Origin of the sequence: Campylobacter sp. RM12637, from assembly GCF_020137645.1 — a bacterium.
Lineage (GTDB): Bacteria > Campylobacterota > Campylobacteria > Campylobacterales > Campylobacteraceae > Campylobacter_E.
Genome location: NZ_JACGAV010000006.1, coordinates 1 through 20,930 on the forward strand (window position 1 = coordinate 1; position 20,930 = coordinate 20,930).

Below are 20,930 nucleotides of genomic sequence, written 5' to 3' on the forward strand. Positions count from 1 at the left end.
CGTGAGCCCAACGCCGTAACGAACCCCACCTTGTCTTATTTATACAAATTTGCGAGATTTTAAAAATTCGCCCCTTAAATGCCTATGTGATAGGCATTTCAATCTTATTAAGTTTCACTTAAGAAAACCCCATTTTTTACCCATTTTTTAAGTTAGTTTTGAGAAGAATTATTAAAATATAAAGTAAAATCCTAAAAACAAAAAAATTATAACATTAAGTTTATTTTAAGTATTAAAAAGATACTATTCGGAAATTTAACTCATAGAGAGTAAGAAACATTTAAGATACTATGAAAAGAATTGAAAATTGGTTGCGAAAGAGGGATTTGAACCCCCGTCCTTCGGGTTATGAGTTCTTTGTTCTAAATTAATAATATTAAAATCTAATATTCTATATTTTAACTTTTATGCTATAATTTTCTAAAAATAATAATAACAAAAAGGATTTTTATGGATAAAGCTTTATTTAGTGATGAGTTTTTAATGTCTTTAACTCCACAAAAAAAGAAAATTTTAGATAAAGCATATGAGATATATATTGATTATCTTGATTATATTGAAGCTAAAAAAGTTTTAGATAGAGTTGACAATAATGATGAAAAAATATACTCTTTAGAAGAAGTAAAGAAAAGATATAATATAAAATGATTATAGACTTTTCTGAAAGTGCTTTAAATGATTTGGATAAATTCAATAAAAAAGATATTGAATTTATAATTAAAAAGCTTGAATATTTTGCTAATAATTATGATATTCTTAAAAATTCAAAAAATGTAACAGCTATTGTCAACCATAGTGGATTTTATAGATATGTAATTAAAAAAGATTTGAGAGCTATTTATACAATAAAAAATAATAAAATTGAAATACTTATTCTTCGTATATCTTTTAGAAAAAATGCTTATGATGATTTAGATATTTTATGATTATTCAATTATTAAATAATCAATTATATTTTTATTTTCTTCTAAGAATTTTATAACTCCATAATCTTTATCCTTGCAACTTGTTATAAAATCTTTATATATAGTTTTATTATTTAATTTGTTTTGATTATTTTTTATGTATATTTCGCAATCTCCTATAAACTTTCTTATTAATTCTTGCTTTGGTGGATTTTTATAACACTTGCATTGTATTAAATGCACTTCGTTATTTTTATAAGCTATTAAATCAATTCCTTTATCGTTCTTACCCTTAATATATCCATTAGGATATACGCTATATCCTAAGTTTTCAAAATAGCATTTTATTTTATACTCGTATTCTTGTCCTTTTTTGATATTTATTTCTTTATTTCTAAGGTAATTTTTATAATTTTCTTTTTGTTTATTTAATTTTTCATTTAATGATTGTATTTCATACTTTAAATATTGTATTGCTTCTGATTTCTTTTTTAATTCTTTTTCATATTTACTGCTTATTCTTCTTATTTCTTCTTCATCATTTTCTTTTGTTATTATTGTTTTGGTTTTTTGATTTTTTAGATTTTCTATTATAAATTCTAATTTTTTTATTTTATTTTCATAATATTCCTTATGCTCTTTTAATATTTCTTGTTTTAATTCTTCTTCTATGCTGCTTTTTAATTCTTGTCTTATTTTCTTTCTTAATTTTTGTCTAAAGCTCTTTTTTATTAGGATTTCTCCATTTTTAGGCTTTAGTTTTAATATACTATGCTCTTCTATTCCATACTTAGTCATAGCAATATAAAAAATTCCTATTGTGCAAATTAATATAAAAGCTGTCATTCACCTAATTCTTTATTAATTATTTTTAATTTTATTTCAAGTAATATTTTTTCTTGCTCTTTTTCACTTAGTTTTTTTAAATTTTCTATTAATTCATTTATTAAATTGCTTTCAATGCTGTTTTTATTATTTTTATATGCCATTACTATTTTATATAAATTAGGTTTTGTTTTTTCCCAATTATATAGGGTTGGATAAGTTATATTTAAAAAATTTGCCAGCTCCCTATTTGTCATATTTATTCCTTTAATTCATTTATTTTACTTTATCTATAAAAAGTTTTTAAAATCTTATTAAATTTATACACATAAAAATATATTTTTTATACTTAATATTAAATAATTTCATATAAATATAAAAAATATTAAGAAAAAATATAAAATTTTATTGACATAATATAAAAATTAATGTATTATGTATTAAATAATTTTATATAACTATAAAATTATTTAGTGCAAGTTGAATTCCTTTCTTTCTTGCACTTAAAAATAATTAAAAAGAAAGGGATTAAAAAAAAAGAAAGGAAATTTTTATGGAAATTATAAAAGAAGAATTTAAAGTAAATTATGAGATTTTTAACTCTTGCCTAGTTCGTTCTAGCGGGTCTGGTGTAATTCAGCAAACCGGCTTAAAATACAATGCAAGTGTGCGTTTATCTTGCAGAAATGTATTTGAAACATTTAATGAAAAAACTAATTTTAATGATACTAAAGAAACAAGCTTAACTTTTAAAATCCCTTGCGGTTCTGATGTCGATGCAGGTATGTTAGCTATGTCTTTTAAGAATTATTTTAAAACAAATAAATCTTTAATTCTTAATGGCTCTTTACCTGTTTTTCAAAATAATGAATATTCAGTAAATATTGATATGTCTTATGATGAATTGATGAAAATTTTAAGTATTAAAAATAAAGCTGTGTAGTCTTTTTGACTACACAAGCTAAATTAAGCACTTTTTTTAAGAGTGTTTAATTTAGTTTGCAAACTAAAAAAAAGATTTAATTTTATTTAATTTTATGGAGAATTTATTATGAAAAAAGTTAAGAATTTTTTAAGTAAAAACAAAATTTTAGGTGCTATTGGTTTATCAACTTTACTTGCTAGTTCAGCTCAAGCTGCTGTTACTTTTGATGCTACTAAAGGTTTTTCAGGTTCAGTTGATTTATTATTTTTCTATACTTGCGTAAGTATTGCTATTGGTGCTATGGTTTCTATATGGGCTGTGAAAAAAGGTGTTGCATTTTTTAAATAATACTTCTTTTTCTATTTTCTGAAGCACGAAACGCCCCGTTTTTTCGTGTCTTTTTTTTATTCATAAAAAAAACACGAAAAAACAATTGATAGGGCGTTTCGTTGTGGGTGTGGGTGACAACCCACCAAATTTGGTTTAATAGCTATTACTTAAATCTTAGAGCTAAATAACTCTAAAAACAATCTAAAGCTTTAAGTAATAGTTATTTCAAATAACTTTAAAAACCAAAAAAAACTAAAAAAAATAAAGGGTAAGAAATAAAATGATTTATAATTTTGATTTAAGCTTTTTAATAATTTGCTTTAATTCAATTCTTGCACTTTGCATAGTTGCTAAATTTTCTATTTTTATTTTTTCTCACATAAAAGGATTATTCAAATGATAGAAATAGATATACAAACTCTTAATTTATCATTAGAACAATTTAATTTTTTAATGTCGCTTACTGCAATTCTGTTGGGTTTTTGCTTATTTCAAATAATCATATTTTTATTTACAAGGAGCTAATATGAATATTTATAATATTACTAATATTCCAAGCTTTGATTTATTTTTCAGTATTTTTATAAATGTGATTATTTATGCTTTGCCTATTTTAGTTTGTTTTTCACTTTTTAATTCTAAAGGCTGAAATTGTGAAAGCTAAAATTATATTTGTATTTGTAGTTTTCTTTAACTTATCTTTATATGCAAAAAATACTGAAATTCGCAAGTGTGGTGATTACAATGTAACTACTCCATTAATTAATGATAATAATTTTACTTGTAATACTAGTAATGGTAGTGTTACAAGTTGCACGCATAAAACAAAAAATATTACTTATGAATTTTATAATCAAGTAAAAACAAGCTCTTATAATGAAGCTTCAGAATGCTTACAAAATCCCAGCCTTTGGGATTATTGTTCTTATGTTGATTATAATTTATTAAATGTATCTAGCATAATTAATCACGAAAACTTAAAAGATAGCGTTCAATATTATTCAAATACAGAAGATTTATGCAATGTGTATTATAAAGATTTTAAAATATTTGAATGCGATATTTACTATAGGGGTGGTTATGCTTGTTTTTCAAGTTCTCGTTACTGCAATGGGACTGCTCGTATTGTTTATACTAAGGTTACTGATTGCTATACTCCGAATTATTCTTTAAATCTAGATAAATCAAACGAAGAATTAGATATTATAAGCAATGATTTAGACCTTTTTAATGAGATGGATTTTGACTCTCGTATGGATATGGTTTGCAAAAAGAACAAAAAAGGTAGCTTTCTTAGTGGCTCTTCAAATGTTAAGAATTATAACGCTTTAAAAACTATAAAAAATCAAAACAAATTTTCAAAAAAAGGATTTTTTGATTTACTTGCGTATGGCTCTAGTTCTATATTAAGTATTTTTAAACCATCAAATATTGGAAATGCAATTAATGTGGCTTGTGAAGTTTCTTGTAGTAGGGGTAATGTTAAGCTTTATGATAATAAATTAGGCGTTAGTTCTTTTTGTTCTATTAAAGACTTAAAAAGTGTTAATCAAAAATTAGTTAATTCAAATTCTTTAAAAAAAGCTAGTGATTTGAAAAATAGTGATTTTTTAGAGCTTGAAAGAAATATTAAAGACTTAGAAAAATTAAGTAAAGAAGAAGTAAAAAATTATGAAAAATTAGAAAGAGCTGCATATTATGAAAATAAAGAAGAGCAAATCAATGAATTATTTAATTTATCTAAATATGATAAAGATTATAAAGAATTAAAAACAAGACTTCAAGACGAGATAAATTATAATCCTATTGAAAACCTATTTAGAAATAAAGAAGAAAACGCACTTATTCAAGTTCCTAAGAAAGACAATAATCCTAATTTTAATAATGAATATTCAAAATTTTTAGAAGATAATAAACTTATGGATACTAATTTAGAATACGATATTATAAGTGCTTTAAATAATGCTAAAAGTAAAGATGATTTTTATGAAAATCTAAATCTAGTTTTTAATGCTGAAAGAAGATATACAACACCAAAAGAGTTACCTATCAACAAAGTTCATTATGGTTCAAATAGTGCTACAAATTCAAATACTTCAGTTGATACTAATACTAATACTAGCACTTCAACAAATACTAATACTAATACTTCAACCAATACTAATACTAATACTAATACTAATACTTCAACTAATACTAATACTAGCACTTCAACAAATACCAATACAAGCACAAATATAGATATTAAAACAGAAACAAGCACTTCAACAAATACTAATACTAGCACTTCAACTAATACAAGCGTAAGCAATAAAACAGAAACTACTACAACAACTACAACTACTCCTAATACTTCAACAAATATTACAAATAATAATGGCGTTTTAGATGTAAATGTAAATGTTAAAGTTGATGATATAAAAATTAAGCTTGATGATAGTATAGATTTTCAAAATAGTGAAAAATTTGAAACTGATATTTCTGATAAGTTAGATTTTTTAAACTCTGTTGGCGTTCCACTTAGTGATGTTGAAAATGTTTATTCTTCTTTTGCTGATTCAATTAGTTTAATTAAAAAAACAGCAGAAGAAATAAAAACTCTGGATTTTAAATTTGATAATATTAAACGTGTTAATTCTTGTCCTTATTCTAAAGAGCTTTATATTGGTAATTCTTATTCTTCTCATATTGATTTTGACCTTTGTAAAACAATAAGTTCAGGTTCTAGTGTTACATATCCTATTTTTAAAATTCTTTTTATGATTAGTTTTTCTATTATTTGTATAAAGATAATTGGTAGTTTGATAAGGAGTTATTAATGTCTGCTTTTTTTAATTTTGTATCTTCTTTTTTTTCTGCAATTTTTGATTTAATTAAAAAATATTTAAATTTAGAAATGATTGAAATTGGTAGAAGTAGAATTCGTGGTGCTTTAAATGCTCTTTTAGTTATTTCTTTAATTCCTATTACTTTTACTTTTGTTTTAGGACTATTTAAAAGTATTTCATTTGTTAAAAACACTATTGTTGATATATTTGTTTTTTTTAATAATATAGATACTATTACTTCTGTTGATGGTTTTCCTGCTGGCCAAGTTTTTTTATCTACTATGATTTTACAATCATTTGAAGAAGTTTTTAATATGTTTTTTCCTATTTTAATTACTTTATCTTATATCCATATAATACTTTTTTTAATTAAAAAATATAAAGAATTTATTAATTATTGTTCTTCACTTTTATTTGTAAATCCCGAAAAAAATCTGAAAAATTTTCTTAAATTTATTTTTAAAAATAGGATTTAATGATGTCTATCTCATTTGTTACTGGAATTCCTGGTTCGGGTAAAACATACTACGCAGTTCATCATTTATATAAATCTTTCATTGAACCTATGAAAAGTGAAAGCAAAAAAGAAGATAAAAAAAGCTTATTTTCTTTTTTGTTTGGAGCTAAAGAAGAAGTAAAAACATATGATTATTGCTATACAAATATAAATGAGTTTAATTTCTCAATATGCGATAAAATAAAACAATACGAACACGATATAATCTATGAAAAATTAAAAATCTTATATTCTCTATATTTAAATAAAGCAGATGATAAAACTTTAATTGAAAAAGCCAAAGAACTTAAAATATTTAATTCTTTATTTATTATAGATGAATGCCATAATTTCTACGATAAAGAAGATGAAATTCTTGTTTGGTTTTTTACATATCATAGACATTTATATATTGATATTTATATGATTACTCAAGATTTAGCATTAGTTGAAACTAAATATAAAACTATTGCTGAATTCTTTTTCCAAGCTTTACCAAATTCAAAAAAAATTAACACAAGAAAATTCAAGTATAGACAATTTTTATCTTATAGAATGTATCAGAAAGATATTGTGGGTAATTTCACATTACCTGCAATTAATGAAGTTTTTGCATTATATACAAGTGGAGCGAAAAATAATTCAAAAAGCATTGTAAATAAATTTATTGCTATTTTTATTTTTATTGCTTTAATTACTTTTATTATTTTTAAAATATTTATGTTTTTATTGAGTGATAAAGAAAAACCAAAAGAAACTCCTAATTTACAAACTACTAAAAATATAAATACTCAAACTTCAAAAAATGTTAATATTCAAAATAATAAAAATGAATTTCAAAATGATTTTAATATTAATGAAAATATTCAAATTAATAAAACTAATTATTCTAATTTATATTTTTATGAAGTTATATGCATTTATGAAAAAACTTGCATTATAAACGATGAATATTATATCCCTTATTTAACATTTAAATATATTACTGAAAGTTCTCAATATCTTTATTTTAATATTGAAAATCCTAATCAAAACACACTTAAATTCAATTTGGTTTATGACTATGAAATTTTTAAAAACTTAAAAAAGAGAGGAAACTTAAAAAATGAAAAAACTAATTCTAGTTTTGGTTTTACTAATTAGTTTAAATGCTGAAAACATTAAACTTAATTTAGTTGATTTTGTTGATTTATTTCGTATAAAATCTAATGCTACATTTATTTTAAATGATAAATTAAAAGATGAGAATATTTATATAATTTATCAAAATACCCTAGATAAATTAAGTTTAGATGATTTTGAAAAAATCTTAAAATCTAAATCATTAAAACTTTTAAAATTCAAAAATTATTATTATATTGATTATATAAATGAAAAATACGACAACTTTATAAAGCTACGCTCAATTAAACTTAAAAATAATTCTTTTAAGTATGTAAAAAAAATAATAGATTTATATAATTCTAATCAACCAAGTTCAAACAAAGATAATATAAAAAATGAAGTAAAAATCGTTGATTATATAGAAACCACAAACACTATTATATTTTTATGTAAAGATGAAGATTATTTTTTCCTAAAAAACGAGATTTTAAAAAATGATGAAGTTTTAAAAACTGCTACTTTAAAAATTACTATTAGTGAAACTAATCTTTCTGATTTAATTTCAAAAGGAGTTAAATATAAATCTTTAACTAAAATAATTGATAGCGTAAATCTAAAAACTTATTTAAACTTATTTAGTGCTAGTAATGAAAGCTCATTAATAAATTCAAATAAAAGCTTTTATTCTTTTATTGATTTTCTTAGCGAAAAGAATATAACAAAAATTAAAGCAAGTCCATTTTTAACTATAAAAAATAATGTAAATACTACTTTTTCAATCGTTGAAAACATTCCATATTTAACAAAATCCGAAACGATAGAAAGCTCAAATAAAACTGAAAGTAATACATATACATATAAAGATGTCGGTTTAAAAATAGATATAAAGCCATTAATTTTAAATAATAAAATTGATTTTGATTTAAACATAAGTATTGAAGATATTATCGACAACAATAGCCTAACACCAAAAACTACTAAAAAAACTTTAAATGGCTCTTATACTTTATATAAAAATCAGATTTTAGTTTTAAGTGGTATTAATAAAAACACTGAATACGATACTCGTGTAGGTATTCCTTTATTAAAAGAAATACCTGTTTTGAAATATCTGTTCTCTGCTAAATCAAAAACTAATTTAAAAACTACTCTTTTAATAACAGTTGAGTATTTAAACGATGAAGAAAATGCCGAAAAAATAGAATAAAAGACAGAAGAGAGTGGGCGGGGCGTTAGCCACGCACACGCTCTTCCTTGTCTAATTAATAAATAATTTCATCATTAAGCTTTGTTTAAGCTTAAAGCACAAAAAAAGAAAGGATAAAAAATGATTTTAATTAGAGATGAGTTAGATTTTTTGAATGAGTATGGCATAAGTTTTAATGACTTGTATAAATGCCAAGATAGTTTTAACAGAACTTTGCAATATTTAAAGTTTCATAGGATTAAAAATGGCTTAAATAAATCTAAATCTTTACTTGATATTACTTTTGCTAGTAATTTTTGTAAAAATTATCATAATGAATTATTAAACAGAATTGAAGTTTTAAACGCTTTTAATATTGAAAAACACTATACTCCTATTTTTATTACAGCCACGCTTGATAGTCAGTATAGAGATTTTTTATTTGCTGATTATTCAAATCTTAAAACAAGTGATTTAATCAGCATACCAAAACATATTAAAGAAAAAATAAATCAAAAATTAGCTTTAACTATCGTTGATTTAAAAGATATTTTAAATCAAAAGCTTAAGATATTTAATAATTTTTATAATCGCAAATATAAATCATATAAAATCAAATATTGTAAAGTTTTTGAGCCACATAAAAAATTAGGCGTTCCCCATTTACATATGGTTTTATTTATACCAAACAATGCCGAAATCATAGAAGATTTTAAAAATGCTTATATGAGATTATTTCCCGCTCCACAAAACTTAAAAACCGATAAATTAACACTAGAGCAAAAGCAGAATGGCGAGCTGAACGGCTTTCAAACTAGCATAAATAACTCAATAGCTTACATTATGAAATATTTGCAAAAAACTTTTTTAAATCTAAAGCATAATGATATAAACAATATTAAAATAGATAGACTTACTGCTTGGTATATTAAGCATAGGATTAGAAGATTTACAATGAGTAGATTTTTGGTTCCGTTATGGCTATATAGAAAACTTAACTTTATACCTAGCTTGAGAGATTATTTTCATTTAAATAATGAATTAGAAAAGCATAATAATATACTTGAAAAAGATTATAAAAATAATAAATTCTTTATACATATTGAAAGCACAAATCAGACAGTAATTTATGAAAACAAACACTTAATTTATGAAAGTAATAACAGAATAATTAACGAATATAAATCTGAATTTAAATTTTTTAGGGCTGCGTAATGAATTTGAATGATTTATTCTTATTTTATTTTGATACTTATAAAAATACACTAAGCGAAAGCACTTATAAAAAAGACTTAAGTTTATTTAATAAGCATATTAAAAATAGTTTTTTAGGTAAAATCAATGTAAAAAATCTAACTTTTATTGATTTACAAAACTATATTAATTTTATGCTTGATAATGATTATAAAGTGAAGACTTGCAAGAATGTATCTTTAAAAATAAAGCGTGTTTTAGATTTTGCTTTGGATTTAGAAATAATAAATAAAAATGTAGCAATAAAAGTAAAATTGCCTAAGTTTGACAATAAAGTTATTTTTAATAAAGATTATGAAACTATGATAAAAATTATTAATGCTTTTATGAACTCTAATAATACTCATTCTTTATTTTTCTTTTTTTTATTGCACGGCAGAAGATATAGCGAAGTTATAAAAATTAAGTGGCGTGATATAGATTTTAAAAATAAAACATATACTATAAGAGCTTGTAATAATAAGATTAAAAAGAATATGAGCTATTGTTTAAGTGATGATTTATATTCAAGATTAAAAGAGCATTTATTATATACTGATTTTTATAGATTAGATGATTATGTTTTCACAAATCCACACACAAAAACTCATTATAAAGATTTAAAAAAAGCGTTTTTAAAAATCCTAAAAAATAATAATTTAGAGCATATAAGAATTCACGACTTAAGACATTTAATAGCTAGTTTTTCAATAAATTATTTAAACGCAGATATAAATTTAGTCTCAAACCTATTAGGACATACAAATATAACAACAACTACAAGATATATAACTATAAATCAAAAACTTACTAAAAACATTTTAGAAAATATTTTCAAAAGGGTTAAAGATGAAAAACAATATTAAATTAATTTTTGAGAATAAAACTTATTATTTAAATTCTTATGTAAAAGTTTTGCATTATTTATTTAAGCTTGAATATACTTTTAAAATATATAAAGTGAAAGAAAATTCAATATATCGTTACTTTTTTGATGTTTATAAAAATAATAAAATTATTTATTCTTTTTCTATTAAAAAGCTTGATAATTATAATGCTTTTGATTATTTAATAAGTTCATTTATTTCAGAGCATTCAAAAAATATATATATGTTTAATGATTTTTTGCTAACTGATTTTTTTACGGGTGAAATTATAGAAAATAATGAAAATGAAAAAGAATATAATATTCAATTAAACATACTAAAAAACAACTATTATTTTATATTTAAAGATGATATTATTTTTCTAAATATGTATGATAATTTGAGATTTTATACTAAAAAACAAAATTTATTTGAAGCCGAATTTTTTAAATATGTTTGTAAGGATAATGATAAGTATTTTTATTTCCGTTTTAAAGGCATTAGGGATAAAATGCGTTTTATAGTTCTTAGTGAAAAAGATATTAATAATTTATATCATTCTGTTTATAATCTTGACACTAATTATCAAGTAGATTATTCTACATATTTAATTTATAAGTTTAATTTAAGTTATAATTTAATGAAAAATCCAAGAAGAATTTTAAGTTTAAATGATATAGTTAATTTTGGTTGCGAAAGAGGGATTTGAACCCCCGACCTTCGGGTTATGAGCCCGACGAGCTAACCACTGCTCTATTTCGCGATAAATAAAAGTGGATGGGGTAAAGGGATTCGAACCCCTGAATGACAGGACCAAAACCTGTTGCCTTACCGCTTGGCGATACCCCAATGCAAATTAAAAGCGTGATTATATATCAAAAAAATATATTTGTCAAGTAAAATTTTTAAAAAAATAATTTTTACTTATTTTTTTTGTATTTCTAAACATTTATATATTATTTTTACATACACTTAATTAAAATAATTATTAAAAGGAAAAATATGTCTTTTGTTAGTATAGAAGAAGGTATAAAAGAATTAAAAAAAGGAAATATGTTGATAATGCTAGATGCTGAAGATAGGGAGAATGAAGGTGATTTGATTTTTCCAGCAGAATTTAGCACACCAGAAAAGGTGAATTTCACATTAACACATGCTAGGGGCGTTGTTTGTGTAGCACTAGATAAAAAAATTGCAGAGCATTTTGAATTACCGCTAATGGTTCCTAAAAATACTTCTAATCATGAAACGGCATTTACTATTACGGTGGATATTAAAACGGCAAGTACAGGTGTTAGTTCTAGCGAAAGAGATGCTACTATAAAATTATTTGCAAATAAAAATGCAGTTGCAAGTGATTTTGTAAGACCTGGTCATATTAATCCGTTAATAGCAAAAGATGGCGGTGTATTAGTTAGAACAGGGCATACGGAAGGTACGGTTGATATGTGTAAATTAGCTGGACTTACTCCTGCTTGTGTAATTTGTGAAATTATGAATCCTGATGGAACAATGGCTAGGCGTGATGATTTAATAGAATTTGGCAAAAAGCACAATATAAAATTAGTAACTATTGAAGACTTAATCAAATATAGATTACAAAATGAAAGCTTAGTATCAAAAATTAGTGAAGAAAAAACTAAATTACTATGTAAAGATGTTAAAAAGATTGTATATAAAGATTTTTTAGGAGATATTCACACTATTTTTGCTTTTGCAGGTAAAAATGAAAAAAGTCTGATTAAGTTTTATAAGAGCTCTAAAGATATTAATATTTTAAATGCTACTAAATTAGAAGAAACTTTAAAATCAATAGATGATTTAAGTAAAGAAGGTGGTATGTTAGTATTTATGGAAGGCTTAAAAAGTGATGATAAAAATTATGGCATAGGAGCACAGATTTTAAAAGATTTAGGCATTAATAAGTTTAAATTTTTAGGCAATCAAGAACAATTTGCAGCTTTAAGTGGCTTTGGCTTAATTATTGAATAATTAAAATATTTAGAATTTGAAATTAAATAATTGATTTCAAATTCTATTTTAAAACTTATTTATTTAAACCCAAAACCTTGCAGTATTCACAATACACACAACTAACAGAACGCTTAGCACATACTAAAGGTATATTTCTTTTTTTAGCTTGACTTTTTATTTTTTTCATAGTGTTATGATTTAAAAAACTTGTAAGCATAACAACACAGCCAGTATCTTGTGGAATGCTTTGACGATTTACTCTATTTTCATTTCTAGCATCCCAATGAGTGATTGTTTTTGCACCTAAGTCATGTAAAACTGCTTTAATAGGGGTAATCTCATCTGCACCAATAACCAAAACTGACATAAAACTCTCCTTAAAAATAATTTTGAGTATGATACTCAATTAACCTTTAAAGAAACTGATAATTATTATAAATTTCTAATAATTATATTAACTTACATTTTTATACAATGGTTTTAGGCTTTCATATGCGATATTTATTTCTTCAAATTTTTCTTTTAAAACTCTTTTTACTTCTTCACTTTTTTCCGAGTGAAAATCAGGATGATAAACTTTACTTAACTTAAGATATTTATTCCTTACAACATCAAAACTAGCTCCTACTTCCACTCCTAATGTTTTAAAATGTTCTTCTAAAAGCATACAAACATTTAAAAACCTATTGTCTTTTTTCAGCTCATTTTTAATTTCTTTTTTAAATTGCAAATAAGCCAATTCGCTTAGACTAAAGCTTACGCAGTAATTTAAATGCTCGTTGCAAGCACATAGTTTATCTAATAAACTTAAGGTATTTTCATCTTTATAAGTGATGATAAATTTAGTTTTTAATATTTTTATATCGTGCTCTTTAAAATAATTAGAAAGATAAATTATTAAATTTTTTTCAAGATTTGAGAAATTTAAAATTATATCTTTTCTCATAAAATCAAGCTTACAATTTATCATTGCTTTTAGGCTATTTACACTTACTAGATTTAGTTTAAATTTTTTATAATATGCGGTATTTATATTTTGAAGTTGTTCGTTATTGTATTTTTTATTCAATATTGATAGTAATTTTAAAAAATATCTTCTTTGTGGAATTTCATTTTCAACATAAAATGATATTAATTTGCTTTTCTTTCCGATATTTTGTGAAAAATTTTTATTAATTATTTCTTTCATTTCTTTAAAAAATGAAAAATCTTGAGTATTTATACTAATTGATTCTAAATTCTGTACAACTTGCATTTATAACCTTTATAAAGTTTTTTATAAATAAGCAATTTGTATTCCAAATATAATTGTAGTAATTTTTAAAAGAACTTTTGCAAAAGGAAATAATATTAATTTTCCTTTTACAATGTAGAATTTAAATAGCGATTAATACATATACTATTGCTGCAATAATTGTTGGTATTGCATTTCTTTTAGCTAGTTCAATTGGATTAACCTTCGCATAAGTAGCACATATAATAGCAGCTCCTGCAATAGGGCTCATACTTCTTCCAAGTCCAGCTACAGCAGTTACAACAGAGCCAAGGTGCATAGGGTCTAGTCCGATATCTGCTGCTTTTATTGTTACAGCTTGATTAAATGCTATTCCGGCAGCATCTCCGCTACCTGTTATTAAGGCTAGGGCAAAAGTTCCAACGGAACCTATGAAAGTTGCAATATTTGGGTTTGATTTCATAAAATCAATTAATTGTTGAACAAATCCCATAGCTTCAAGCCCTGCAACGAATATCCCCGCACAAATAATGATTCCATATACATGTGAAAATCCTTCACCCATACCAGCACAAAATTTCTTCATAACTTCACCAGCTTTTATATCTTTAAAGCAAGTAATAAATGCTAATAATGAGCCAATAATCATTGCATGACCAATGCCAACTTTTGGAACTTTAAGTGCAAAAGTAGCTTCATACCATTCTTTAAAATGCGAATTGCTAAGAACTAAAAGTATAGCAACAGGAACAATTGGAACTATAGCTTTTATAGGATTGATTTTGAAATCTTTATCATCATTGCTTTCATCTTCAAGAACATAACCTTTATATTCTTTTAAAAGTAAGCCAACAATCATCAATCCAAAAGCACAAATTACAGCACTTACTCCAAAATAAAACGCTTCATAATGAATTACTTCCATTACATTTACTTTACTAACTTCAGCGACTATATTTGTCTGATGATAGCCAGGGTTTAAGTTTGCGCTTCCATAAGTTCCTAATAAAACGGTTGAAGCAGCAAGTGCAGGATGAACTCCCATTCTCATAAGTAGCGGGATAATAACCGCACCAACAGCAGCAGAGCAACCAGCAGCAGAAGTTACTGAAATATTAATAAATGCAGTGATTAATACAGCTCCAGGAACTAGAAAAATACCTGCATATTTCAATACTTTAGATAATGCATGAACTAAATGCTTATCGCAAGTTGTAAGCTTTAAAACATAAGCAAAACCCATAGCAGCAACTATTGGTTCAATAATGTTTGCCTTTTTTATCGCTTTAGTAAAAGCTTCTAGTGCGTCCATTGGAGCACCTGCAATAATACATAAAACAACACCACTTGTAAAAAGAACCATTCTTGATTCGTGGCGTTTAATTAAAAGTGTAATAGTAACAATTACTACTATTAACGCTAGTGCAATTTTAAGAATTGCAAAACTTTCCATATTTTCTCCTTAGATTAAGTAATAAAAATTAAAATTAATTTTCATTTATTCTAACTGAAAGTTGTTAATTTGATATAAATTATAAAAATGATAAAGCAATAATTAAAATATATTTAATATGAATATTAAATACTATTAAAATAATTATTGCAATTGCTCTTCTATAATTTTTTTATATTTTAATAATTCTGTTGTTATTAAATCCTTTTTTTCATCATTTATATGAAATTTCAAGATAGTAACACTAATTGCGGCAAATATTTGTTGGTTTTTATAAATAGGCACAGCAAAACAAGAAAAATCATCATCATATTCCCCGTATTCATAAGAATAACCTAGATTTTTACAATACTGAATATTGTCGTATAAATCATTTATATTATTGATTGTTCTTGCAGTATTTTGCTCTAGAATTTGTTTTTTGAAAATACTTTTTAATTCATTTAAATTCTTATCAAATAACAATGCTTTACCAAGAGCAGTTGCGTTAGCATTGGCTACATCTCCAGCTTTTGTCTTTAGAATAATTTTTTCATTACCTTCACTTTTATGTAAATAAATTACTTTTTTACCATTTAAAATCCCTAATTGCACGGCTAATCTTATTTTTTTAGCTAGCTCATCCATATAATAAATTATAATTTTTGTAGATTTCCTTTGTTCTAGCTCTGGATTTAGACAAAAAGATAATTTGTAATTTTTATTATCAAAACTTAAATAATCTAATTCACAAAGTGTTTTTAAAATAGGATGAAGAGTTCCCACACTGATTTTACATTCTTTTGAAATTTGTGTTATGTTAAGACCTTCATCACAATTTTTTAAAGTCTCTAAAATTTTAATAACCCTTAAAGTTGGTTGATGTAAAGTATCCAAGATTTTTCCTATTTATGTAAGATATTTTAATATATTAGATATTTCTTAATTATCTCTTAAAATTACAAGTTTTTTAGCTTAGTATTATTATTTAGTTTTTAAAAGAATTTAAACTGATAATATATATTATTGTTTAAATAGGAATATGTTGTATTCCTATTTAAAATGGTCTTATAATCATTGCAGTAATTATACCTATCATTATTATAGTAGGCACTTCGTTATAAGCTCTAAAAAATTTACCACTTTTTTTACAGGTATCATTTTTTAGTTGTTTAAGGTATTTTAAGCAATCAAAATGATAAATCAGTAGTAGAACAACACACAATAATTTAAGATGAAAATAACCAAGTTTCATCAAGGTTGAATTAGCACTAATCATTAAAATTCCAGTAAGTAGTGTAATTATCATAGAAGGTTGTCCTATGAAATAAAACAATTTATCTTCTTGAATTTTTACAACTTCAACAAATTCTTTTTTATGTGAATGTTCTTGATGATATACATAAAGGCGTGGCAAATAAAACAAAGTCGCCATCCAAGAAATAAACGCTAAGTAATGAAGCCATTTTATCCAATCATAATTGTTAGCTAGAAATTCCATTTTTCTTCCTTTTCTTAAAAATTTCTTTTAAAATTATTATAATAACGCCAAGGTTAATACACACATCAGCAATATTAAAAACAGCGAAGTTAAACCAATAATGCCAAGCTATAAAATCAATAACTCCAGGATATAAAAACCTATCATAAATATTGCTTATGCCCCCGGCTAATATGAATGATAGGGCATAATAATTATCGTTTAGGAATTTTTTTTCTTTAACTAAAAGTATTCCAGCAATTATAAGCAACATTATTTGAATATATTTTAGATATTCTTGTAAAAAACTTAGCATTGAAAAAGCAACCCCATCATTAAAAACTAAATAAAAACTAATAGGGGTAAAATGCCATTCATAACCTGCTAAAAATATATTTTTACTAAGTCTATCTAAGATTATTACAATGGCTATTATAAGACTTGAGATGATAATTTTTTTTCTCATACTAGCACACTTTGAAAGTATTTTATACATTCATTTTCCATATTTTTTAAGGTTTTTTCATTTTCACATTCAAGTAATATTCTCATTAAATTTTCAGTTCCTGAATATCTAAATAAATAATTCACATTATTTTTATTTAATTTTTCATATAAGTTATCTATGCCTTCTAATTTATCTAAAGGTTTTTTTTCTGTGATTTTTAGGTTTGTTAAGCTTTGTGGAAATAATTTAATTTCGCTAAAAATCTCGCTAGCTTTTTTATTTAATAATAATTTTGCTACTTGAAGTGCTGCTACTACACCATCGCCAGTTTTTGCGTAATCGCTAAAAATTATATGTCCGCTTTGCTCTCCACCAAAATTATAATTTTTATCTTGCATTGCATGTAGAATATATTTATCTCCAACATCGGTTGTAACATAAGAAATATCATGTTTTTTAAGATAATTTAAAAATCCCATATTGCTCATTTTACTAATTGCAACACCGCTTAAATTATTATTGTCTTTTAAAGCTTTTGCTAAAACCCCTAATAAAATATCTCCATTAATGATTTCTCCGTTTTCATCAACCACAACCAATCTATCAGCATCTCCATCAAAAGCAAACCCAACATCAGCTCTTAATCTTTTTACTTCTTTAGCTAACATATTTGGATGAAGTGCTCCACAATTATCATTAATATTTATTCCATTTGGCTCACAAGCTAATGTTATAACATCAGCTCCTAATTCAGAAAAGACAGCAGGTGCAACCTTGTAAGCCGCTCCATTTGCACAATCTAACACAATTCTAAGGTTTTTTAAGGTTGTATCTTTTGGAAAAGAATTTTTAATATGAACTATATATCTACCTATTACATCATCAATTCTTTTTGCAGAGCCGATTTTATCCTTTATTACAAGATGCGAATTAATTAAATTATCATCATTAAATATTCTATCTATTTCAAATTCTTCGCTTTCGCTTAATTTAAATCCATTAGCATCAAATACTTTAATACCATTATCATAATAAGGATTATGAGAGGCACTTATCATAATAGCAAAATCACATCTTAAATCTTGACTTAAAAAAGCAACAGCAGGTGTAGGCATAGGGCCAATTTGCAATACATTAAAACCTACTGCATTAAGACCACTAACGATTGCATTTTCTATCATATAACCACTTCTTCTAGTATCTTTTCCAACTATTACTTTTTTTGTTAATGCTTTATTTTTAAAAAAAATTCCAATAGCCATAGCAGCTTTAAGAGCTTTAAAAGCACTTAAATCATTACCTGCAAAACCTCTAATTCCATCTGTTCCAAATATCATTTTTTTGCCTTTCAGTATGATTTTAATTTTGAATTAAGATTATTTTAACAAAACTTTACTAAAATCAGTCTTTTAAAAATTTTTACGAAGGAATTTTTTATGGCAAATCATAAATCATCAGAAAAAAGAGCTAGACAAACAATTAAAAAAACTATTAGAAACAGATTCTATAGAACAAGACTTAAAAACATTACTCGTGCAGTTCGTGAAGCAGCAGCAGCTAATGATAATGAAGCGGCAGCAGCAGCTTTAAAAGTAGCTAATAAAAAAATTCACGAAATGGTAAGCCGTGGTTTTATTAAAAAACAAACAGCTTCAAGAAAAGTAAGTCGTTTAGCACTTTTAGTAAATAAAATTGGTGCATAATTTTTAATGCTAGCAAGCAAACTTGAACCTTTCTTAAAACGCTATGAAGAAATTCAAGCGTTTTTAAGTAATATTGAAAATACTACAGATTTAGCAAAAGTTACAGCCTTATCAAAAGAACAAAAAAGTTTAGAAGATATAGTTGAGGTTGCTAAAAAATATTTAAATACGCTAGATTCAATTGAAGAAAATAAAACTTTATTGCAAGACCCTGATTTAGGTGATTTAGCTAAAGAAGAATTAAAAGAATTAGAAGAATTAAAACCTAAATTAGAAGAAGAAATAAAAATACTTTTATTACCAAAAGACCCAAATGATGATAAGAATATTTTCTTAGAAATTAGAGCTGGAACTGGTGGAGATGAAGCTGCTTTATTTGTCGGAGATTTATTTAAAGCTTATGCAAGATATGCTGAAGATAAAAATTATAAAATAGAAGTAGTTAGTCAAAGTGAAGGCAGTGCAGGTGGATTTAAGGAGATTATTTTATTAATTAAAGGTGATAAAGCTTATTCAAGATTAAAATACGAAGGTGGCACACACAGAGTTCAAAGAGTTCCTGCTACAGAATCTCAAGGCAGAGTTCATACAAGTGCTATAACCGTTGCAGTTATGCCTGAAGTAGAAGATAGTGATATTGAAATAAATCCAAATGATTTAAAAATTGATGTAATGAGAAGTAGTGGTCATGGTGGTCAGAGTGTAAATACTACTGATTCTGCAGTTAGAATTACGCATATTCCAACAGGTTTAGTTGTTGTTAATCAAGATGGAAAAAGTCAGCATAAAAATAAAGAAAGTGCTTTAAAAGTTTTAAAAGCAAGGCTTTATGAAATGCAAGAGCAAGAAAGATTAGCAAAAGAGCGAGAGAGTAGAAAATCTCAAGTTGGAAGTGGAGATAGAAGTGAAAGAATTAGAACTTATAATTATCCACAAAATAGAATAAGTGATCACAGAATAAATCTTACTTTACACAGATTAGACATAATTATGCAAGATGGTTTGTTAGATGAAATCATTGAACCACTAATAGCTCACTATCAATCAGAGGCTTTAAACGAAGCTAATTTATGAAAAAAATAATTTTAAGCATACTTGTTGTTGTATTAACAACTAGTGTGTTTTTGTATGATAATTATCAACAAGAACAAAGAAACATAATCAAGCAAAAACAAGAAATAGATTATCTAGTAAAATTACTTGAAAAATTATATATAGCAGCTAAGGTGGAATGTTCAAGTTATACTGAATGTTTTATAGAAAATGGAGTTTTTAAATATTTTAAATTCTCTAATATTTATATTAAAAACAGAGTTGCATTTTATAATTTTTTACAATTACTTGAAAAGGATTTTAAAGATTTAAAATACTCTTTTATAGAAAAGAATAATTTAGAATATTATTTTGATAAAAATAAATATTATTTTGATGATACTAGCTTGTTTAATATGAGTTCAGAATTTGAATTTAATGTTGATAATCTGAAGTTTAATGACAATGTAAAAGATGATTTAGCGTTTTTATCTTGGTATTTAAATAAAACTGCTTATAAATCTGTTCTTGATATGTTAAATGATATTAGTATAGATTTTAGAGTAAAATATAGCGTTGTAAATAACGCAATTGATTATTCTAAAATAGCGACTAATTTACAAATCAATCTTTCAAATACAAGTAAAATTAGTTTTAAAATAAGAAATAAAAAAATTGAGTTTAAGATTGAAAATTTTGATTTAATTAAAATTATTTTTATAGAATTTAAAGAAATCATAAAACCATTTTTAAAAAATAATGAAAATATTATATTTTTTGAAAGTTTATTTACTCATTATGATGAAATAATTAACCCTAAAATTAAATCAGTAACTTTTTTGATTGATAATATTTACAATACTAAAAATGTCCTATTTTCTAGCACTTACAAACTTGAATCAAATTAACATTTATTTATAAGCTTTGAG

Annotated in this window: 26 protein-coding genes and 2 tRNA genes; 17 read left to right on the plus strand and 11 right to left on the minus strand. The window is 24.5% G+C overall.

Going from position 1 to position 20,930, the window contains the following annotated elements; all coding sequences use genetic code 11:
* The first annotated feature begins 450 nt into the window (after positions 1–450).
* On the plus strand, positions 451–648 hold the full coding sequence (locus tag AVBRAN12637_RS04345) for a hypothetical protein (RefSeq protein ID WP_336615390.1): 198 nt from the start codon (positions 451–453) through the stop codon (positions 646–648).
* Positions 645–926, plus strand: coding sequence for a type II toxin-antitoxin system RelE family toxin (locus tag AVBRAN12637_RS04350; protein WP_336615391.1), 282 nt, complete (start codon positions 645–647; stop codon positions 924–926). Before AVBRAN12637_RS04345 ends, AVBRAN12637_RS04350 begins: the two co-directional genes overlap by 4 nt.
* On the opposite strand, the gene AVBRAN12637_RS04355 is transcribed toward AVBRAN12637_RS04350, so the two are convergent.
* Complete coding sequence (locus tag AVBRAN12637_RS04355) at positions 927–1,751, minus strand: restriction endonuclease (RefSeq protein ID WP_336615392.1); 825 nt, start codon at positions 1,749–1,751, stop codon at positions 927–929.
* Positions 1,748–1,987: a hypothetical protein gene (locus AVBRAN12637_RS04360; RefSeq protein WP_336611539.1), complete on the minus strand. Its 240-nt coding sequence runs from the start codon at positions 1,985–1,987 to the stop codon at positions 1,748–1,750. Before AVBRAN12637_RS04360 ends, AVBRAN12637_RS04355 begins: the two co-directional genes overlap by 4 nt.
* A 296-nt stretch (positions 1,988–2,283) precedes the next feature.
* Here AVBRAN12637_RS04360 and AVBRAN12637_RS04365 point away from each other — a divergent pair, with 296 nt between their 5' ends.
* The 11 genes from AVBRAN12637_RS04365 to AVBRAN12637_RS04415 all read left to right on the plus strand — a co-directional run bounded on the left by AVBRAN12637_RS04365 (position 2,284) and on the right by AVBRAN12637_RS04415 (position 11,407).
* Positions 2,284–2,673 carry a hypothetical protein gene (locus tag AVBRAN12637_RS04365; RefSeq protein WP_336615393.1) on the plus strand — a complete coding sequence of 130 codons (390 nt, stop codon included), beginning with the start codon at positions 2,284–2,286 and terminating at the stop codon, positions 2,671–2,673.
* Positions 2,674–2,781: 108 nt separating this feature from the next.
* Positions 2,782–3,003: a hypothetical protein gene (locus AVBRAN12637_RS04370; protein ID WP_336615394.1), complete on the plus strand. Its 222-nt coding sequence runs from the start codon at positions 2,782–2,784 to the stop codon at positions 3,001–3,003.
* Between the two features lie 378 nt (positions 3,004–3,381).
* On the plus strand, positions 3,382–3,510 hold the full coding sequence (locus AVBRAN12637_RS04375; RefSeq protein ID WP_336615395.1) for a hypothetical protein: 129 nt from the start codon (positions 3,382–3,384) through the stop codon (positions 3,508–3,510).
* Position 3,511: 1 nt separating this feature from the next.
* A complete protein-coding gene (locus AVBRAN12637_RS04380; protein ID WP_336615396.1) occupies positions 3,512–3,634 on the plus strand; it encodes a hypothetical protein in 123 nt (40 codons plus the stop codon).
* Positions 3,635–3,638: 4 nt separating this feature from the next.
* Positions 3,639–5,804, plus strand: a complete 2,166-nt coding sequence (locus tag AVBRAN12637_RS04385) for a hypothetical protein (protein WP_336615397.1) — start codon at positions 3,639–3,641, stop codon at positions 5,802–5,804.
* Entirely contained in the window at positions 5,804–6,289 is a 486-nt protein-coding gene (locus tag AVBRAN12637_RS04390) for a hypothetical protein (protein WP_336615398.1), read from the plus strand. The genes AVBRAN12637_RS04385 and AVBRAN12637_RS04390 overlap by 1 nt, the downstream gene beginning before the upstream one ends.
* Before the next feature lie 2 nt (positions 6,290–6,291).
* A complete protein-coding gene (locus tag AVBRAN12637_RS04395) occupies positions 6,292–7,452 on the plus strand; it encodes a zonular occludens toxin domain-containing protein (RefSeq protein ID WP_336615399.1) in 1,161 nt (386 codons plus the stop codon).
* Positions 7,415–8,620, plus strand: a complete 1,206-nt coding sequence (locus AVBRAN12637_RS04400) for a type II secretion system protein GspD (protein ID WP_336615400.1) — start codon at positions 7,415–7,417, stop codon at positions 8,618–8,620. Before AVBRAN12637_RS04395 ends, AVBRAN12637_RS04400 begins: the two co-directional genes overlap by 38 nt.
* Positions 8,621–8,740: 120 nt before the next feature.
* A complete protein-coding gene (locus tag AVBRAN12637_RS04405) occupies positions 8,741–9,814 on the plus strand; it encodes a rolling circle replication-associated protein (RefSeq protein ID WP_336615401.1) in 1,074 nt (357 codons plus the stop codon).
* Positions 9,814–10,698 carry a tyrosine-type recombinase/integrase gene (locus AVBRAN12637_RS04410; RefSeq protein ID WP_336615402.1) on the plus strand — a complete coding sequence of 295 codons (885 nt, stop codon included), beginning with the start codon at positions 9,814–9,816 and terminating at the stop codon, positions 10,696–10,698. Before AVBRAN12637_RS04405 ends, AVBRAN12637_RS04410 begins: the two co-directional genes overlap by 1 nt.
* Positions 10,682–11,407: a hypothetical protein gene (locus AVBRAN12637_RS04415; protein ID WP_336615403.1), complete on the plus strand. Its 726-nt coding sequence runs from the start codon at positions 10,682–10,684 to the stop codon at positions 11,405–11,407. The genes AVBRAN12637_RS04410 and AVBRAN12637_RS04415 overlap by 17 nt, the downstream gene beginning before the upstream one ends.
* Here the strand turns inward: AVBRAN12637_RS04415 and AVBRAN12637_RS04420 are convergent.
* Together AVBRAN12637_RS04420 and AVBRAN12637_RS04425 are read right to left on the minus strand one after the other, a co-directional pair.
* Positions 11,386–11,461, minus strand: a tRNA-Met gene (locus AVBRAN12637_RS04420). The genes AVBRAN12637_RS04415 and AVBRAN12637_RS04420 overlap by 22 nt on opposite strands.
* A gap of 11 nt (positions 11,462–11,472) precedes the next feature.
* Positions 11,473–11,547 (minus strand) — tRNA-Gln (locus tag AVBRAN12637_RS04425).
* A 153-nt stretch (positions 11,548–11,700) separates the two neighbouring features.
* Here AVBRAN12637_RS04425 and AVBRAN12637_RS04430 point away from each other — a divergent pair.
* Complete coding sequence (locus AVBRAN12637_RS04430; protein ID WP_214117180.1) at positions 11,701–12,690, plus strand: bifunctional 3,4-dihydroxy-2-butanone 4-phosphate synthase/GTP cyclohydrolase II; 990 nt, start codon at positions 11,701–11,703, stop codon at positions 12,688–12,690.
* 55 nt (positions 12,691–12,745) lie between these two features.
* On the opposite strand, the gene AVBRAN12637_RS04435 is transcribed toward AVBRAN12637_RS04430, so the two are convergent.
* The 7 genes from AVBRAN12637_RS04435 to glmM all read right to left on the minus strand — a co-directional run bounded on the left by AVBRAN12637_RS04435 (position 12,746) and on the right by glmM (position 18,603).
* A complete protein-coding gene (locus AVBRAN12637_RS04435; RefSeq protein WP_214117178.1) occupies positions 12,746–13,039 on the minus strand; it encodes a DUF2325 domain-containing protein in 294 nt (97 codons plus the stop codon).
* 87 nt (positions 13,040–13,126) lie between these two features.
* Entirely contained in the window at positions 13,127–13,927 is an 801-nt protein-coding gene (locus AVBRAN12637_RS04440; RefSeq protein ID WP_214117176.1) for an adenylosuccinate lyase, read from the minus strand.
* Between the two features lie 121 nt (positions 13,928–14,048).
* On the minus strand, positions 14,049–15,359 hold the full coding sequence (dcuC, locus tag AVBRAN12637_RS04445; protein ID WP_336615404.1) for a C4-dicarboxylate transporter DcuC: 1,311 nt from the start codon (positions 15,357–15,359) through the stop codon (positions 14,049–14,051).
* Between the two features lie 144 nt (positions 15,360–15,503).
* Positions 15,504–16,235 (minus strand): IclR family transcriptional regulator, encoded by a 732-nt coding sequence (locus AVBRAN12637_RS04450; protein WP_214117161.1) that lies wholly within the window; start codon positions 16,233–16,235, stop codon positions 15,504–15,506.
* A gap of 160 nt (positions 16,236–16,395) precedes the next feature.
* Entirely contained in the window at positions 16,396–16,839 is a 444-nt protein-coding gene (gene hemJ / locus AVBRAN12637_RS04455; protein WP_336615405.1) for a protoporphyrinogen oxidase HemJ, read from the minus strand.
* Positions 16,823–17,314, minus strand: coding sequence for a signal peptidase II (gene lspA, locus AVBRAN12637_RS04460; RefSeq protein ID WP_214117157.1), 492 nt, complete (start codon positions 17,312–17,314; stop codon positions 16,823–16,825). The genes hemJ and lspA overlap by 17 nt, the downstream gene beginning before the upstream one ends.
* On the minus strand, positions 17,281–18,603 hold the full coding sequence (gene glmM / locus AVBRAN12637_RS04465; protein WP_336615406.1) for a phosphoglucosamine mutase: 1,323 nt from the start codon (positions 18,601–18,603) through the stop codon (positions 17,281–17,283). Before glmM ends, lspA begins: the two co-directional genes overlap by 34 nt.
* Before the next feature lie 99 nt (positions 18,604–18,702).
* Between glmM and rpsT the strand changes: the two genes are divergently transcribed.
* Genes rpsT through AVBRAN12637_RS04480 form a run of 3 tightly spaced genes read left to right on the plus strand, consistent with a single transcriptional unit; the run spans position 18,703 to position 20,909 of the window.
* On the plus strand, positions 18,703–18,969 hold the full coding sequence (gene rpsT, locus AVBRAN12637_RS04470; RefSeq protein WP_214117154.1) for a 30S ribosomal protein S20: 267 nt from the start codon (positions 18,703–18,705) through the stop codon (positions 18,967–18,969).
* 6 nt (positions 18,970–18,975) lie between these two features.
* Entirely contained in the window at positions 18,976–20,043 is a 1,068-nt protein-coding gene (prfA, locus tag AVBRAN12637_RS04475) for a peptide chain release factor 1 (RefSeq protein WP_214117152.1), read from the plus strand.
* Complete coding sequence (locus AVBRAN12637_RS04480) at positions 20,040–20,909, plus strand: hypothetical protein (RefSeq protein ID WP_239803558.1); 870 nt, start codon at positions 20,040–20,042, stop codon at positions 20,907–20,909. Before prfA ends, AVBRAN12637_RS04480 begins: the two co-directional genes overlap by 4 nt.
* Positions 20,910–20,930: the final 21 nt, after the last annotated feature.

What these genes read in the sequence shown, in the direction of transcription:
- AVBRAN12637_RS04345 (WP_336615390.1), top strand. Translation starts at nt 451, where the DNA reads ATGGATAAAGCTTTATTTAGTGATGAGTTTTTAATGTCTTTAACTCCA.
- AVBRAN12637_RS04350 (WP_336615391.1), top strand. Translation starts at nt 645, where the DNA reads ATGATTATAGACTTTTCTGAAAGTGCTTTAAATGATTTGGATAAATTC.
- AVBRAN12637_RS04355 (WP_336615392.1), bottom strand. Translation starts at nt 1,751, where the DNA reads ATGACAGCTTTTATATTAATTTGCACAATAGGAATTTTTTATATTGCT.
- AVBRAN12637_RS04360 (WP_336611539.1), bottom strand. Translation starts at nt 1,987, where the DNA reads ATGACAAATAGGGAGCTGGCAAATTTTTTAAATATAACTTATCCAACC.
- AVBRAN12637_RS04365 (WP_336615393.1), top strand. Translation starts at nt 2,284, where the DNA reads ATGGAAATTATAAAAGAAGAATTTAAAGTAAATTATGAGATTTTTAAC.
- AVBRAN12637_RS04370 (WP_336615394.1), top strand. Translation starts at nt 2,782, where the DNA reads ATGAAAAAAGTTAAGAATTTTTTAAGTAAAAACAAAATTTTAGGTGCT.
- AVBRAN12637_RS04375 (WP_336615395.1), top strand. Translation starts at nt 3,382, where the DNA reads ATGATAGAAATAGATATACAAACTCTTAATTTATCATTAGAACAATTT.
- AVBRAN12637_RS04380 (WP_336615396.1), top strand. Translation starts at nt 3,512, where the DNA reads ATGAATATTTATAATATTACTAATATTCCAAGCTTTGATTTATTTTTC.
- AVBRAN12637_RS04390 (WP_336615398.1), top strand. Translation starts at nt 5,804, where the DNA reads ATGTCTGCTTTTTTTAATTTTGTATCTTCTTTTTTTTCTGCAATTTTT.
- AVBRAN12637_RS04395 (WP_336615399.1), top strand. Translation starts at nt 6,292, where the DNA reads ATGTCTATCTCATTTGTTACTGGAATTCCTGGTTCGGGTAAAACATAC.
- AVBRAN12637_RS04400 (WP_336615400.1), top strand. Translation starts at nt 7,415, where the DNA reads ATGAAAAAACTAATTCTAGTTTTGGTTTTACTAATTAGTTTAAATGCT.
- AVBRAN12637_RS04405 (WP_336615401.1), top strand. Translation starts at nt 8,741, where the DNA reads ATGATTTTAATTAGAGATGAGTTAGATTTTTTGAATGAGTATGGCATA.
- AVBRAN12637_RS04410 (WP_336615402.1), top strand. Translation starts at nt 9,814, where the DNA reads ATGAATTTGAATGATTTATTCTTATTTTATTTTGATACTTATAAAAAT.
- AVBRAN12637_RS04415 (WP_336615403.1), top strand. Translation starts at nt 10,682, where the DNA reads ATGAAAAACAATATTAAATTAATTTTTGAGAATAAAACTTATTATTTA.
- AVBRAN12637_RS04430 (WP_214117180.1), top strand. Translation starts at nt 11,701, where the DNA reads ATGTCTTTTGTTAGTATAGAAGAAGGTATAAAAGAATTAAAAAAAGGA.
- AVBRAN12637_RS04435 (WP_214117178.1), bottom strand. Translation starts at nt 13,039, where the DNA reads ATGTCAGTTTTGGTTATTGGTGCAGATGAGATTACCCCTATTAAAGCA.
- AVBRAN12637_RS04440 (WP_214117176.1), bottom strand. Translation starts at nt 13,927, where the DNA reads ATGCAAGTTGTACAGAATTTAGAATCAATTAGTATAAATACTCAAGAT.
- dcuC (WP_336615404.1), bottom strand. Translation starts at nt 15,359, where the DNA reads ATGGAAAGTTTTGCAATTCTTAAAATTGCACTAGCGTTAATAGTAGTA.
- hemJ (WP_336615405.1), bottom strand. Translation starts at nt 16,839, where the DNA reads ATGGAATTTCTAGCTAACAATTATGATTGGATAAAATGGCTTCATTAC.
- lspA (WP_214117157.1), bottom strand. Translation starts at nt 17,314, where the DNA reads ATGTATAAAATACTTTCAAAGTGTGCTAGTATGAGAAAAAAAATTATC.
- glmM (WP_336615406.1), bottom strand. Translation starts at nt 18,603, where the DNA reads ATGATATTTGGAACAGATGGAATTAGAGGTTTTGCAGGTAATGATTTA.
- rpsT (WP_214117154.1), top strand. Translation starts at nt 18,703, where the DNA reads ATGGCAAATCATAAATCATCAGAAAAAAGAGCTAGACAAACAATTAAA.
- prfA (WP_214117152.1), top strand. Translation starts at nt 18,976, where the DNA reads ATGCTAGCAAGCAAACTTGAACCTTTCTTAAAACGCTATGAAGAAATT.
- AVBRAN12637_RS04480 (WP_239803558.1), top strand. Translation starts at nt 20,040, where the DNA reads ATGAAAAAAATAATTTTAAGCATACTTGTTGTTGTATTAACAACTAGT.